Consider the following 14,481-nt stretch of genomic DNA (forward strand, 5'->3'; position numbering starts at 1 on the left):
TTTACAGAAGTAAAGTCAGGATTCCGCCAGCAAGAATCAAAGCTGCGCTGGGAAGGCGTCGACGCAGTAAAACCAGACTCACCAAAAAGATTCCCCACGACAGGGGGGTGGTGAGCGAGTCCCGCCCCAATTGCACCAAAGTGGAAAACAACAATCCCACCGAAACCGCCACAACCCCCTGCAGGAACTGCTTCAGGGCTTCAGAGTTTTTCATCCACCGATAGGCCGGAATGCTCAGGGCAACAAAGACGAACGCCGGCAGGAAAATCCCCACTGTGGCAATGACGGCTCCGGTGGGGCCTTGCAGCAGATAGCCTATAAAACTGGCGGTGGTGAACACCGGACCGGGGGTGAACTGCCCCACGGCGATGGCATCCATCAACTGGGTTTCCGTCAGCCAACTGCGTTTTTCAATCAGTTCAGTTTTCAAAAAACTGAGCAGGACGTAACCGCTGCCAAACAGAACCGAGCCCACTTTGAAAAACACCCAGAAAAGCCCGCCCGCGTCCCAAAGACGGCCGTTGGTTTTTAAAAGCGGCAAAGCCAGAATTCCTCCGGCCACCAATAATGGAATTTCCGCCATGCCTGCGGAATGTAAAAAAGCCGAAATCACCACCAGCAAAAGCGTGAACAGGGACGAGCGGGATCTTAAAGTGTGAAGACTTTCCCGACAGAAGGACTCTATTTTGAAAAGACTGAGCAAAAATCTGGAGGCGGCCTGAAGAATCACGGCCAGCACCACGGCTTTGACTCCGGTCAGGAAGCTTTCCATTTGCGGAAGTTTTGCATAGTGCACGTAAAAGGCGGCGATCAATGTGACAATCAAAAAAGCGGGCAGAATAAAGCAGATCCCTGCGATCCCCAGGCCTTTCCAGCCGCCGCGGCGATAGCCAATGTGAATGGCAAGTTCAGTTGAATTGGGACCGGGAATCAGATTGGACAGCGCCAGAAGTTCCAGAAAATCGGGGCGGGACACCCATTGACGGCGATGGACGAACTCTTCTTCCATCATGGAAATGTGCGCAGCGGGGCCACCAAAAGAGGTGGCTCCCAGCTTAAGAAAAATCCAGGCAAGCTCCCAAAGAGACCCTTGAGAGTGTTCCGGACTACTTTTTGCCACGGGCTTTCAGGGCGTCCTTGATGAACTGTGCTTCCAGGGCCGTGAAGACCACGGAATTCACGATGCCATCCACGGTTGTGGTTCTTTGCAGAACGTTGGCAGAACGGCGAACACCTGTCAGGAATGGACCGATCACTTCCGCTTTGCCGATTTGCTGAATCAGCTTGTAGGCAATGTTCGAAGATTCCAGATTCGGGAAGACCAGAACGTTCGCGCCACCTTTAAGTCCGGAGAACGGGAACAGGCGTTCCATGATCTCTGGATTCACCGCTGTGTCTGCCTGCATGTCACCTTCGATCATCAGATCCGGGCGCAGCGTGCGGGCGATTTCCGCCGCTTTTTTCATTTTGCGAGGAGTGCCTTCTGCGCCGCTGAAGTTGGAATAGCTCAGCATCGCCACGCGAGGCTCGATGCCGAAGTACTCAACAATCTTGGCTGCCTGCAATGCGATTTGCGCACACTGTTCTGCAGTTGGATTGAAGTTCACGGTCGTGTCGGCCAGAACCAGGAACTTGTCTTCAAGCAAGACAAAGTTCAGACCCGCCGGGATGCCTTCTTTGTAAGTGCCGATAGTTTGCAAAATCGGACGAACCGCATCGGCATAGTTGATGGAGGAGCCGCTGACCATACCGTCTGCTTCGCCCATGTTAACCATCATCGCCGCGAAGTAATTCGGGTCTGCCATCAGACGTTCGGCTTCACCCAGGTTGATGCCTTTGCGCTGGCGCAAAGAATACAGCTTTTCAACGAAGCTGAAATACTTCGGATGAGAAGACGGGTGAACAATCTGAACATCATTCAAAAGAGGAATGTCCAAAGCCTTGATTTTTTCTTTCACGCGCTCTGGGTAACCCAGCAAAATCGGCTGGCAGATTCTTTCTTCAACCAAAGTCGCCAAAGCCTTCAAAACCTTGGTGCTGGTGCCTTCCGGGAAGACAATGCGAGGCAATTCGCCACCGTTGGCTTCAGAATTCTGGTGCACGCGGTTGATCGCTGAGCGGATGAAGACCTTGGAAGGGCCCTGTTGCGCCTCCAAAGACTCACGGTATTGATCCCAGTCTTCGATGGCACGAGTTGCCACTCCGGACTTCATTGCCGCTTTCGCCACTTCCGGTGCCACCCACAACAAAACACGGGTGTCGAATGGCTTGGGGATCAGGTAGTCGCGACCGAATTTAAAGCTTTTCCCGCCGTAAGTGGCAGAAACTTTATCCGGAACATCCATGCGCGCCAGCTTCGCCAAAGCGTGAACGGCGGCCAGTTTCATTTCTTCATTGATCTGAGTGGAACGAGTGTCCAAAGCGCCGCGGAAGATGGACGGGAAGCCCAGAACGTTGTTCACCTGGTTCGGATAATCAGAGCGACCGGTGGCGATAATGGCGTCCGGACGTGCCGCGCGAGCCTTGTCTGGAGTGATTTCCGGCTCCGGATTTGCCATGGCAAAGATGATAGGGTCTTTGGCCATATCCTTCAGCATTTCCGGTGTCAAAGCGCCGGCCACAGAAAGGCCGACAAAGACATCCGCCCCACGCAAAGCTTCAGTCAGCGTGCGGGCTTCTGTTTCAGAAGCGAAGTATTCTTTGTACTTGTTCATGCCGGCCGTGCGGCCTTTGTAGATAACACCTTGAGAATCGCACATGATGATGTTTTCACGGCGAGCACCCAATGCGATAAAGATCTTCGCGCAGGAGTTCGCAGAAGCCCCGGCACCGTTCACAACGATGCGCATGTCTTCCATTTTGCGGTTGGTGATAGAACACGCATTCAAAAGTGCGGCACCGGACACAATCGCGGTTCCGTGCTGGTCATCGTGGAAAACCGGGATGTTCATTTCTTTTTTCAAACGCTCTTCGATTTCAAAGCACTCAGGCGCTTTGATGTCTTCAAGGTTGATACCACCGAAGGTCGGTTCCAGAACGCGAACAGCATTGCAGAAAGTGTCGACATCAGTGGCCGCAACTTCAATGTCAAAGACGTCAATGCCGGCAAATTGTTTGAACAAGATGCCTTTGCCTTCCATCACGGGCTTGCCGGCCGCAGGACCGATGTTACCCAAACCCAGAACCGCAGTTCCATTGGAGATAACCGCAACCAGATTGCCTTTGGCCGTGTAGTCATAAACCTTTGCCGGATCCTTGGCGATGGCCTTACATGGCGCTGCCACGCCCGGAGAGTAGGCCAAAGAAAGGTCTTTTTCCGTTGCGCAGGGTTTGGAAGAGATGACTTCGATTTTTCCCGGTTTGCCTTGCTGGTGGTACAGCAGGGCTTCTTGGTCGAAGTTCGTGGTGCCGGTTTTGGTTTCAGTTTTAGTTTCCAAGGATGCTCCTTTGGTGTTGCAGTTTTTGGGCTCCCGAAGCCAGGGATTTTACGACCCATTTCAATGGGTTAGCGGGAGTCCAGTTACAAGTGCCATTACTCTACCGAGGGGGGTGAGGTGGGTCAATGAATGGGGAACTTGGCGCGCTGAGCCTTGGGGCTAAAAAATATTTCTCCGAGCGAAAACTGCTCACTTTTAGAGCATTATTTCTAGTAATTCCGGAAAAGCCGCGATGCGCGGGCCTTTGCTGTTCCTAGACCAAAAGCCTCTGACGGGATTGCTTCGGGGGGAGATCCAGAACGGCCCTTTTACTATTTGGTGGAACTGCCGAAAAGACATATCATTTTAATGGTTTATACAACTAAGGAGACTGTTCATGAAATCACCACGTGATGTTGTTCTTGTAGAAGGTGTTCGCACTCCCTTCGCGAAAGCAGGAACAAAACTTAAAAAAGTACACCCGGCAGAATTGGGTAAAGTCGCTTTGAAACAAGTTATTGCCCAGACAAATCTGGATGTGAACCTTGTTGATGAAGTGATCATCGGGAACACCGGCAACCCGGCAGATGCGGTGAACATCTCTCGCGTGGTGGCATTGAACGCCGGTATTCCTCTGAAAACCTCAGCGTACACAGTTCACAGAAACTGTGCCTCTGCACTGGAATCCATTTCCAACGGTTATGAGAAAATTAAATCCGGAACAATGGATGTGATCCTGGCGGGCGGGACTGAAAACATGTCCCAGATGCCGACGCTGCCTCCGAAAAAGTTCCAGGAAATCTACGAAAAACTTTTTGCTGCCAAAGGCCCGAAGCAAGCGTTGCCTTTGTTGTGGTCCCTGTTCAAAGCGGACGTAAAGCAGATCAAAGCTTTGTTGTCCGGTAACATGCGCGATGAATACTTCCCGGTGATTTCCGTGATGATGGGTCTGACGGATCCTTTTGTCGGCATCAACATGGGGCAAACCGCCGAGATTCTGGCAAAAGAGTGGGGCTTGTCCCGCGAAACTCAAGACAAGTTTGCTCTGCGCTCTCACCAACTGGCGTCCAAAGCCATGAAAGAGGGCCGTATGCGTGAAGAGATCGCTCCGGTGTATCTGGCTCCTGAATACAAAGAAGTGATCAGCGAAGACATCGGTCCTCGTGATAATCAAACTATGGAAGCACTGGCGAAACTGAAGCCGTTCTTTGATAAAGCCACGGGCTCTATCACGGCGGGGAATTCCTGCCCGATCACGGATGGGGCCGCAATGGTGTTGATGATGTCCCGTGAAAAAGCCGAAGCGCTGGGTTACAAGCCCCTGGCGACCATCCGTTCTTACGGGTTTGCAGGGCTGGAGCCTGAGCGCATGGGCCTGGGCCCGGTTTACTCCACTCCGGTGGCGTTGAAGCGTGCAGGCCTTTCCATGAAAGATATCGGCCTGGTGGAGTTGAACGAAGCTTTCGCGGCTCAGGTTCTTTCCTGCCAAAAGGCATTTGATTCTGACAAATTCGGACAGGAAAAATTGGGATTGTCTTCCAAGATTGGTGAAATCCGTGATGATATTCTGAATGTCAACGGTGGAGCGATTGCCCTGGGTCACCCGGTGGGCGCAACAGGCACCCGTATCGTTCTGACTTTGGCCAAAGAAATGAAACGCAGAAACACCCAGTTTGGTCTGGCGACTTTGTGTATCGGTGGCGGTCAAGGCGGATCCATGATCCTTGAGAACGAAGGCTAAAGAAGCCCTCGGTACCGAAGCCCCTGAGGGCTGGAGCCCGGCTCCGGCCTCGGCAGCTTCGGACAGTCCTCGCGGACGCCATCCCGTTGGGATGAGCTGCTGCGGAACTTGCTGCCGACTCCGGATCCGAACTCCAGCCCTCAGGGGCTTCGGAGGGTTTCTTTGAGTGGGCTCGCAAGGACTGATTGTTGTGTGATTTTTTAAGAATGTTTTTAGATTTGCAACTTAGGAGTTTTCAGAATGTCTATTCAGGAAAGTATTAAAATTGTTCCTCAGGGTGAGGTTGCTGTTGTTGAGTTTGATCTGGTTGGGGAGAAGGTTAATAAGTTCTCTACGCCGGTGATGATGCGCCTTAAGGAAGTTGTTGAGGAGTTGAAGAAGTCCTCTTACAAGGCTGTGATTTTCAAATCCAATAAGCCCAAGATCTTTATTGCTGGTGCGGATATTGAAGAAATCAAGAGTATGACCAAGGCTGAAGAATTTGAAGCTGCCGTGAAGGGTGGTCAGGAAGTTATCAGTATGGTTGAAGACCTGCCGATGCCGACGATCGCGGCTGTGAACGGGGCTTGTATGGGTGGGGGTTGTGAATTCATCCTTGCTTGTGACTACCGTATTGCTTCTGAGGATTCTTCCACGAAAATTGGTCTGCCAGAGATTCAATTGGGGATCTTGCCTGGTTTTGGTGGTTGTATCCGTATGCCTCGCGTGATTGGTTTGCAGGCGGCTTTGGATATCATTCTGGCTGGTAAGTCTGTGAATTCCAAAAAGGCTCTTAAAATCGGTCTTGTGGACAAAGTCGTTCACCCGAACCTGCTTGAGTCCTTCTCTTTGAAATGGGCGAAAGAAATCATCGCGGATGGCGCTAAAAAACGCCGTAAAACATTCAAGCCACAAGGCGCTGTGAATGTGATTTTGGAAAGCGCTTTGGGTCGCGGCATTGTGTTTAAGAAAGCCCGTGAGGGTGTACTTAAGGCGACGAAAGGTCACTATCCAGCGCCTTTGCAGGCTTTGGAAGTGATTCAGAAAACTTATGGTATGTCTGATCGTGAAGCGGCTTTGCGTGTAGAGCGTGAAGGTTTCTGTAAATTGGGTGTGACGGATATTTCCAAAAACCTGATCCATGTGTTTTATCTAACCGAGATGGTGAAGAAACAAAACGGCGTTCCGGGTGTGGATGTGAAACCACGCGATGTGAAAGGTCTGGGTGTTTTGGGTGCTGGTACCATGGGTGGCGGTATCGCCTACGTGGCGGCCGACAAGGGCATTCAGGTTCGCATGAAGGACTTGAATACCGATGCGCTGGGTAAGGGTTTGAAACACGCCAGCGATCTTTGGATGAAACTGGTGAAAAGAAAATCCATCGACAAGTATCAGTTCCAGCAAAAAATGGATCTGGTGTCTGTTTCCACGGATTATGCAGGTTTCAAAAATCTGGATGTTGTTGTTGAAGCCATCGTTGAAGATATGGGCATTAAACAAAAAGTGATCGGCGAATGCGCGGGTCAAATGCGTCCTGATGCCATTATCGCGACCAATACAAGCTCGCTGTCAGTGACTGAAATGGCCAAAGGTCATCCGCGTCCAGAATACTTCGCGGGTATGCACTTCTTCAATCCGGTGAATAAAATGCCTTTGATCGAGGTCATCCGTGGTGAAAAGACTTCCGATGAAACCATTGCCACTATCTATGAGCTGTCCAAGAAAATGGGCAAAATGCCGGTGGTGGTGAAAGACGGTCCGGGCTTCCTGGTGAACCGTTTGCTTCTTCCTTACATGGGTGAAGCGGCGTTCTTGCTTCAGGAAGGCATGAGCATCGAATTCGTCGACAAAGTTTACGTAAAAGAATTCGGTATGCCGATGGGTCCATTTGAGTTGATGGATGAAGTTGGTTTGGATGTTTGCTTGAAGGTTCTTAAAATCTTCAAAAAAGCTTTCGGCGAACGCATTGAGCTTGCTCCTTGTATGGAGGCTTTGGGTAATTCCGGTCGCCTGGGTCGTAAGAACGGCAAAGGTTTCTACACTTACAGCGAAGATGGCAAACGTGGTGCCGTAGACCAAACAGTTTACGCGGCATTGGGTCTGGGGCAGCCTACCAATCCGTATGATTCCAAAGAATGCATCGAGCGTGGTGTCTTTGCGATGATCAACGAGTGCTCTTTGGCGCTGGTTGAAGACCGCATTGTGGAAACTCCACACGAAGTGGATCTGGCGATGATCATGGGTACGGGTTTCCCGCCGTTCCGTGGTGGTCTGATGAAGTACACGGACAGCATCGGCACTCAGTATGTGGCCGACCAGCTGGCGATGTACGCCTCCAGCCGCAAGGCAGCCCGCCTGAAGCCAGCGACTCCGCTGACGAACATGGCGAAATCAAACAGCAAGTTCTATAAATAGATACTGTTGTGTTTGGTAAAAGAGCTGAATGAGTGAGCGAAAAAAAGCCTCCAATACAATTGGAGGCTTTTTTGTTCTGAGAGCTGGTCTGATTGAGAATACAGATTTTTTGTTGCGATTTAAAGTGTTCTTCTCTTCGCTACAACTGACAGGGACACTTCACCGTCTTTGCCACTGACTTGAATGGAAGCGGGGCTGTTTTCTTTTGTAAGGATTTGAGGCTTGGAAATGACGGTGCGTTTTCCATCGCGACCAATGGTTCCAACGACCAAGTTCATTAAGATGCCTTTGTTGTTTTGAATCTCACCTTCGGTGGCGACAACCTCGATAAAGGTTTCCTCAGTATTTGTTTTCTGGGTAATGGTGGCAGTTTCTCCCGCCTTTACGATGATTCGGGGAGAAGAAATATGTTTGCCATTAAGAGACAAATGCATTTTTAAATCATAGCCGTTGGTGGATGCAAAAGCTGAGCTGCTCGCCATTAGTAAAGCCAATCCTAGCAGTTTCATGGATCTCCTTTTGTTTTTTACATGAATAGTCTTAAGTCGACCTATTGATAAGTCAATGGCTGCGCTCCGTCGTCGCTGCGACGTCGCAGAGCAAAAAGGTGAGATGAGGCCTCAGAATCTGTAGTCGTCCCATTAAACAATAAATCAAAAGAGAATCTAAATATAGAATCTAAATATAGAATCTAAAAAGAGGTTCTAAAAAGAGAATCGCGATAATCTTAGGTGTTCCGGAATTTCTTTGCCGGAAAGGCTTTCCGCCAGCACCTTGGCAGCATGGAAGCTAAGTCCCATGCCGTGTCCTGAACATCCCGCCATCACATGCAGTCCCTGACGATTTGGAACTTCGCCAATCATCATCTGGCCATCCGGGGAATACCCCATGATACCGGACCACTGATAGGCAATGCGCGCGTCATTGCCGTGCTTGAAATGGCTGCGCACAAAATCAATCAAAGCTTGCTGAATCAATGGTGTGGTCGCATCAGTCCAGGTGTTTTCTGTTTCAACCGACAGATTTCTAAAGCCCCCAATCAACAGATGGCCGGTGGGGAGCTGGCGGAAATAACAAAGATGCTTCGTCAGATAACAAGGGCCTTTGACGAAGGCTGGCAGCGGCTCTGTGACCAGAATCTGCCCGCGGCCGGGCCGAATCAGGTTTGTAAACTCGGGCGCCACCAAAGGCAAATACGCATTCAAAGTTAAAAGCACTTTCGGTGCGCTGAACAGATCGCGATCGGTTTGCAGCACATGGCCTTGGCCTTGGTGAACCACCGAGAACACTTCCGTGCTTTCAAAGATTTCAGCCTTCAAGCGAGCACGCAGTTTTTCAAGCAGCTTTACCGGATGGACATAGCCATCCCCCGTGTACTGGATGCCGCCGTCAAAGCCCGTCACGCCATAGTCGCGCTCCATTTCCGCAGGTCCCACTTCCACAACGTCAATGCCGACCGAGCGCATGGTCCGGGCTGCCTTCTGATATTTTTCCCAATGGGCGGCGCTCGGGGCCACTGTGCAGGATCCCGTGTGGCGGAAATCGACGGCATCCAGGTCTTTGCCGATGATTTCCTCCAACAGCAGACGGCGGTTTTCTTCAGAAAACTTCCAGATCTCGGCGGCTTTTTCCAAGCCGAATTGTTCCTGCAGTTTCATGAAGTGTTCCGTCGACCCGCAGGTCACAAAGCCTGCATTGCGGCCCGAGGCCCCGAAGGCCACGCGGTGTTTTTCAAGAAGGGCGATTTTTATCGAAGGATTTTCTTTTTCCAGCCAGTACGCCGTGGAAAGGCCGGCAATGCCGGCACCCACGATGACGACATCAAACTGTTTTGGTTTTTGGGAGGCGGATTGATCGAGCCACAGCGAGATACTCATAAAAGTCCTTAAAGATACTTGATCATTTCTTCGGCGGTACAACGGCAGGGTTTGCCGTCGCGGATGCAGGTGTAGTCAACATCTATCCAGTAATTCGGGTGTGTCGCCACACTGGTGAAACCATATTTCGTCAGATAACGGATCGAGGAATTGTTCGGGGATTCTTTCCACGCGTGGGTCACCACGGCCTTGGCGCCCAGCTTGCGGAAACATTCTAACGCGGCATCAGACAGCTTTGGTCCCCAACCGCCGCCCTGGACATCCGGAGCAATGAAAAGACTTTGGAAATAAGCCGCACTTTCCAGCGGTACATTCCAAAGTTCCGGGTGCAGTTTAGAGCCTTTGCCTTTGCTCCAGGCCCCGGGAGGGTAAGCCAAACGGAAGCCCTTGATTTGATTCTGATCATCGACCAGCACAAAAGAGCACATCACACCTTTTGATTGGGATTTCTGATAACAGTCCTGCAGTTCGCTTTCGGAAAAATAACCCAGGCCGATTGTAGAATCGGTAAAAGCTTTCACCAGAGGCAGATCAGTCAGTTCCAGCGGGCGCAGTTTCATGCCCCCATAAACTCATATCCCGAAAACGGGGTCAAGTTATATGGGCATTTCGTCATAGCCTTCGCCGCGACCGACGTTCAGGGAGAATCGACGATGCTCCGGGTCCCAGTGTGCCTGAATGGCAATAGGGTGGCAGCACACTTCGCAGTCATAGATAAATTCCTGATCGTCGCCGTCCTCATGGTAAAGGGTCATCGCAAATTTTTCCCGGCAGTGCGGGCAGATGACTTTATAGTCCATAGGGCCTTCTTTCTTTCCTCATTGTCTGAAATCTCAATGAACAAGCAAAGAAGGCCTGCTAAAAAACAGTAGCTAAATCTCTTTCCCCAGGGCTTGGGTCAGGAATTTATGACAGGCAAAGAACAAAACTCCGGGGATCAGACTTAAGACTGCAAGCAGCAGCCAGAACTGGTCTTTCCCCATGGTCTCATAGAACATTCCCACGTAACCCGCGACGTAGTTTCCAAAGAACGCCGCCAGGAACCACACCCCCATCATCATCGACACAATCTTGGCCGGAGAAACTTTCGTCACCACAGAAAGGCCGATAGGGGAAATGTAAAGTTCCGCCATCGTCAGCAGGAAGGTCGAACCCAAGAGCCACATCACCGAGCCCTGGCCGCCGCCCACGATTTTTGCCGCGAAGTACATCACCACCAAAGCCACCGCGCCCAGCACGCAACCCAAGGCCATCTTCGTGACGGTGGAAGGAGCTTTGCCGAACTTGGCCTGCCATGCCCAGAAACGGTCCAAAAGCGGCGCAAACAGCACGATCACCAGCGGATTGAAACTTTGATACCAGGTCGAGGGGATCTCCCAACCGAAGAAGTTCCAGTCGGTCTGTTGATCCGCCCACAACTGCATGGTGTTGCCCTGTTGTTCGTAAACACCCCAGAAGAAGATCGTCACCATACACAGGAAGGTCAAAGCGATGGTGCGGGTCCATTCTTCACGGGTCATCGGCTTGTGAGCGGTGGCTTCGACTTCCTTGATGGATTTTTTGTGCTCGGTTTCCGGCAGGTGCTTTCCGCCAAAGTGGTAAATGGCCATGGACAAAAGCATGCCCACGCCTGCCGCACCAAAGCCCCAGTGCCAGCCGACTTTTTGCCCCAGAGTTCCGCAGATCAGCGGCGACAAAATCGCCCCCAGGTTGATGCCCATATAGAATATCGTGTAAGCTCCGTCGCGGCGGTTGTCGCCCTGGGCATAGAGGCCGCCCACTTGGGTGGAGATGTTGGGTTTAAAGAACCCGTTCCCGACAATCAGGAAAAGCAAAGCCGGGAAGAACAGGCTTTCCACCGCCATCAGGAAGTGGCCGATGGCCATCAAAAAGCCACCGATATACACCGAACGGCGCTGTCCGATGAAGCGATCAGCGATAATTCCGCCGAAAAAGGGTGTAAAATAAACAAGGCCCGTATACAGCCCGTAAATTTGGGACGACATCGCCTGAACGGACATCTCGCCATAGAAGTAACCCAGAACGGATTTAAGGGTCGCAAAGCCCCAAATTTCTTTGCCGTGCTGAGCTTCCAGGAACAGGTACTGAGTCATGTAAAGCACCAGAAGCACTCTCATGCCGTAATATGAGAATCTCTCCCACATCTCAGTGAAGAAGAGTGTAAAAAGTCCTCGTGGATGCCCCATGAAGGTGGTGGAATTTGCTCCCATGAAACTCCTGTCAATGTAATGAACATTGCAATTTTCTTTTTTTCAGAACTCTTTTGATCTTGGCAACTATTTGGCATAAATGCACTGAAATTAAATGCATCAGTTTTAGGGGGGCCATTCATGGCAGTTAATAAGAATATCCTGGTTGTGGGCGCATTGCTTTCTTCGACGCTTCTTTCCGCCTGCACCCAGTTCGAGGCAAAGCCTCTGGATCAAATCATCCAGGCTAAGCAGGCTCCGGCAAACTCTCTGAGCACCTTCAGTAACCCCGCTGACATCCCGGCAAATGCCGCGTGCAAACAGGCTTCCTGTGTGACCATTCAAAAAAGCTCTTTGGGTAAGATCTTCCTGCTGATGGCTTCCGGTATCACTTCCGGCATGACACCGCAGTGGTATGACCTGAAACCTCTGGTGGTGAGCTTTGAAAAATCCGGCAACCGTCTGGCGTTGATCGGTGAAAACTACAACAGCATTTATTCTGAAATCCGCACCGTGAATCTGATTCAGAGCTTCGAAGTGATCTCGGAAGACGCAACATCCATCACGTTTGATTGGGGACAGGGTCTTAAAAGTTTTGTCCTTCAGCGTTCCTATGACGTTGATGCACCTCGTGGAAATGTGGATCTGACCGACAGCTCATTGGCGTCTTTGCCAGTGATTGACTCTTTTGTGACCGGGATCAAGTTTGATGAAAAGAACATCGAGCTGAATCAGTTGTCCAAGATCCGCAGCGACAACATCAAGGTCGGTTCTGACAAATCCCTGAACCACGAGCCGCGCGAAGAAACTCTGAATATGAACATTCAGATCCGCGCCTATGATCTTTCCAAGAACTTCAAGGCCAAAGAATACGACAGCTCACGCCGTGTGGGTTTCTTCGTTACCAAATACCGTAAGATGGGCTACAGCAAGGAAATGACGAATCTGATCACCAAGTGGGATATTTCCCCTGAAAAGGGCCCGATCAAGGTGCGCATTTCTGAAGCGGTTCCAGAGGACTATCTGGCCGCGGTGACCGAAGGGGCGCTTTACTGGAACAAAGTCTTTGGCCGTGATGTGATTCAAGTGGTGAGCGGTGTTCCTGTGGACGCCAAACCGGAAGATCGCAGCATCATCGTGCGCTGGATTCCCTGGCTTGATTCCGGGGCGGCCTATGCAATTGGTCAGTCCGATCCATTGACGGGCGAGCTTTTGCGCGCTCAGGTGTTTATGCCTTCTGTGTTCACGTCTGTGGGCTCGGCCGATCTGGTGAAACTCAATGGTGATGTGCCGGTGGTGGCAGCAGGGGCCATTGCCTGTGATCTGACGGAGTCCTTGAATGCGTTAAACAAAATCGCCCGTGAAGCGGGGGATTCTCAACGCCTCAGACTGGCTCAGGACAGCGTGCGTGCGACAGTGGCTCACGAGCTGGGGCATGCGCTGGGACTGCGCCATAACTTTGCGGGCTCCTCCTCTGCGAAGGTTTCCACTCAGGAAATCTATGAGTCGGCAAAAACTTACCTGCGTGATCCCAATCACCAGGGCCTGGAAACTTCCACCAGTATCATGGACTATGTCAGTGGTATCGATGACATCCTGATGTCGGGTCGTATCAAGTATGCGGCGCTTTCTTATGACAAGATGGCGATGGACTGGGCCTATTCTGATAACAACACCGCTTTGGATGAAAAAGTCAGCCTTTATTGCACGGATGACGATATTGCCGTGGCGAACTCTCAAGGTTTGCAGATTTATGGCTGTGAGCGTTTTGATGCTGGCAACAACCCATTGCTGCGCAAGTATCTGGATGCGGTGGATGAGCGTGATGATCTGGTGAAAGTTCTTTTTGCTTCTATCATCGGACGCATGTATCCGGCGGACAAGCCGGGTGTGGTTCGTGATCTGGATGCGGTTTTGGCTGATACCGTAAAATGGGGCCGTGCCAATATCGATCTGTCCTTTGTTTCTCAGGTTCTTTTTGACAGCACCAAGGCCAGCCAGCCGGCAGCCAGCTTTGCCTCTTTGACGGCGGTGAAAACCGGCAAGATCATGTATGCGCGTCTGGGGCTGGATGAACAGTTGATGAAAGAGCGTGCGGCCTCCCTGAAAGAGGCGGGCGGTTATGCCGCTTTGTTGAACGGGTTGATGCGTGATAAAAAGGGCAACATCAATATGAAGTGGCTGGATCAGCAGATTGATGAGCTGAAAGCCGCTCCTTACCTGGCTCAGGGGAAAACTCTGGGGGGGCGTGAGTATGCTCTGAGCGATGCTCAACAACGAAAGATCCTGAAGTTCATGGACAGCATTCGTCCGGTGAATGACAAGGTTCTGCTTGTGGCCGGCGCAGCGCTTTTGCCAAAAATGAACGAAGTGGTGGAAGACGCCAATGGCGCGAAATCCGTCGTGACCTCGGTGCTGGGTCAGAATCTGCTGGACGAATCTGAAGCGGAATCTCTGACGGCGCTGTATCTGGATCTGGCTCAGGCGGCGACGGGCACGATTGTTGTGAAACTGGGCCCGGGGCTTTCCAAAGAGGTGACTTTGCCGTATTCCTGGCTGAAGGCCGATGAAAAGGCTTACTTCGGCAAGCTGTTGTCTTCCCAAGGTTTGCGCTTTGATATGACTTTGCGTGTGGCGAAAGCCCGCTCTGAACAGTTGCAAAAGATCGCAGGTCTTTTGATTGAAATTGATCCGTCTTTGGATCCTGTGACCGAGGCGAATTTGAACACACTGCCACAGCGTCTGCTAACCAGCGGTCTGGTGGATGCCGCAGCCGCGGCCTGGTTGAAGGCGGAGATCGAAGTTCTAAACGTCCTTAGCAAGATTCAATAGCCTCTATATAT

Annotated in this window: 10 protein-coding genes; 3 read left to right on the forward strand and 7 right to left on the reverse strand. The window is 51.3% G+C overall.

The genetic code is table 11. The annotated features are described in order from the left end of the window. Position 1 precedes the first annotated feature (1 nt). Both chrA and ACZ520_RS08635 read right to left on the reverse strand, forming a co-directional pair. Positions 2–1,120, reverse strand: coding sequence for a chromate efflux transporter (chrA, locus tag ACZ520_RS08630; RefSeq protein ID WP_464128191.1), 1,119 nt, complete (start codon positions 1,118–1,120; stop codon positions 2–4). Further along, positions 1,107–3,437, reverse strand: coding sequence for an NADP-dependent malic enzyme (locus ACZ520_RS08635; protein WP_416480734.1), 2,331 nt, complete (start codon positions 3,435–3,437; stop codon positions 1,107–1,109). The genes chrA and ACZ520_RS08635 overlap by 14 nt, the downstream gene beginning before the upstream one ends. A 376-nt stretch (positions 3,438–3,813) precedes the next feature. Between ACZ520_RS08635 and ACZ520_RS08640 the strand changes: the two genes are divergently transcribed. Beyond that, a complete protein-coding gene (locus ACZ520_RS08640; RefSeq protein WP_416480733.1) occupies positions 3,814–5,157 on the forward strand; it encodes a thiolase family protein in 1,344 nt (447 codons plus the stop codon). Between the two features lie 240 nt (positions 5,158–5,397). Further along, positions 5,398–7,551 carry a 3-hydroxyacyl-CoA dehydrogenase NAD-binding domain-containing protein gene (locus ACZ520_RS08645; protein WP_088565367.1) on the forward strand — a complete coding sequence of 718 codons (2,154 nt, stop codon included), beginning with the start codon at positions 5,398–5,400 and terminating at the stop codon, positions 7,549–7,551. Positions 7,552–7,670: 119 nt separating this feature from the next. Here ACZ520_RS08645 and ACZ520_RS08650 read toward each other — a convergent pair whose 3' ends face one another. From ACZ520_RS08650 to ACZ520_RS08670, 5 genes are all read right to left on the reverse strand, one after another. Beyond that, positions 7,671–8,060 carry a hypothetical protein gene (locus ACZ520_RS08650; RefSeq protein ID WP_417869368.1) on the reverse strand — a complete coding sequence of 130 codons (390 nt, stop codon included), beginning with the start codon at positions 8,058–8,060 and terminating at the stop codon, positions 7,671–7,673. A gap of 195 nt (positions 8,061–8,255) precedes the next feature. Beyond that, a complete protein-coding gene (locus tag ACZ520_RS08655) occupies positions 8,256–9,428 on the reverse strand; it encodes an NAD(P)/FAD-dependent oxidoreductase (RefSeq protein WP_464128196.1) in 1,173 nt (390 codons plus the stop codon). Between the two features lie 8 nt (positions 9,429–9,436). Further along, positions 9,437–9,988, reverse strand: coding sequence for a GNAT family N-acetyltransferase (locus tag ACZ520_RS08660; protein WP_088565365.1), 552 nt, complete (start codon positions 9,986–9,988; stop codon positions 9,437–9,439). 36 nt (positions 9,989–10,024) lie between these two features. Then, positions 10,025–10,228: a CPXCG motif-containing cysteine-rich protein gene (locus ACZ520_RS08665; protein WP_088565364.1), complete on the reverse strand. Its 204-nt coding sequence runs from the start codon at positions 10,226–10,228 to the stop codon at positions 10,025–10,027. A gap of 72 nt (positions 10,229–10,300) precedes the next feature. Further along, complete coding sequence (locus ACZ520_RS08670; protein WP_088565363.1) at positions 10,301–11,659, reverse strand: peptide MFS transporter; 1,359 nt, start codon at positions 11,657–11,659, stop codon at positions 10,301–10,303. Between the two features lie 120 nt (positions 11,660–11,779). Here ACZ520_RS08670 and ACZ520_RS08675 point away from each other — a divergent pair, with 120 nt between their 5' ends. Next, positions 11,780–14,470, forward strand: coding sequence for a zinc-dependent metalloprotease (locus ACZ520_RS08675; protein WP_464128201.1), 2,691 nt, complete (start codon positions 11,780–11,782; stop codon positions 14,468–14,470). Positions 14,471–14,481 lie beyond the last annotated feature (11 nt).

Source organism: Bdellovibrio sp. BIS2, assembly GCF_055398295.1.

Excerpts from the sequence above, each read along its gene's own strand:
- ACZ520_RS08640 (WP_416480733.1), top strand. The coding sequence starts at position 3,814 with ATGAAATCACCACGTGATGTTGTTCTTGTAGAAGGTGTTCGCACTCCC.
- ACZ520_RS08645 (WP_088565367.1), top strand. The coding sequence starts at position 5,398 with ATGTCTATTCAGGAAAGTATTAAAATTGTTCCTCAGGGTGAGGTTGCT.
- ACZ520_RS08650 (WP_417869368.1), bottom strand. The coding sequence starts at position 8,060 with ATGAAACTGCTAGGATTGGCTTTACTAATGGCGAGCAGCTCAGCTTTT.
- ACZ520_RS08655 (WP_464128196.1), bottom strand. The coding sequence starts at position 9,428 with ATGAGTATCTCGCTGTGGCTCGATCAATCCGCCTCCCAAAAACCAAAA.
- ACZ520_RS08660 (WP_088565365.1), bottom strand. The coding sequence starts at position 9,988 with ATGAAACTGCGCCCGCTGGAACTGACTGATCTGCCTCTGGTGAAAGCT.
- ACZ520_RS08665 (WP_088565364.1), bottom strand. The coding sequence starts at position 10,228 with ATGGACTATAAAGTCATCTGCCCGCACTGCCGGGAAAAATTTGCGATG.
- ACZ520_RS08670 (WP_088565363.1), bottom strand. The coding sequence starts at position 11,659 with ATGGGAGCAAATTCCACCACCTTCATGGGGCATCCACGAGGACTTTTT.
- ACZ520_RS08675 (WP_464128201.1), top strand. The coding sequence starts at position 11,780 with ATGGCAGTTAATAAGAATATCCTGGTTGTGGGCGCATTGCTTTCTTCG.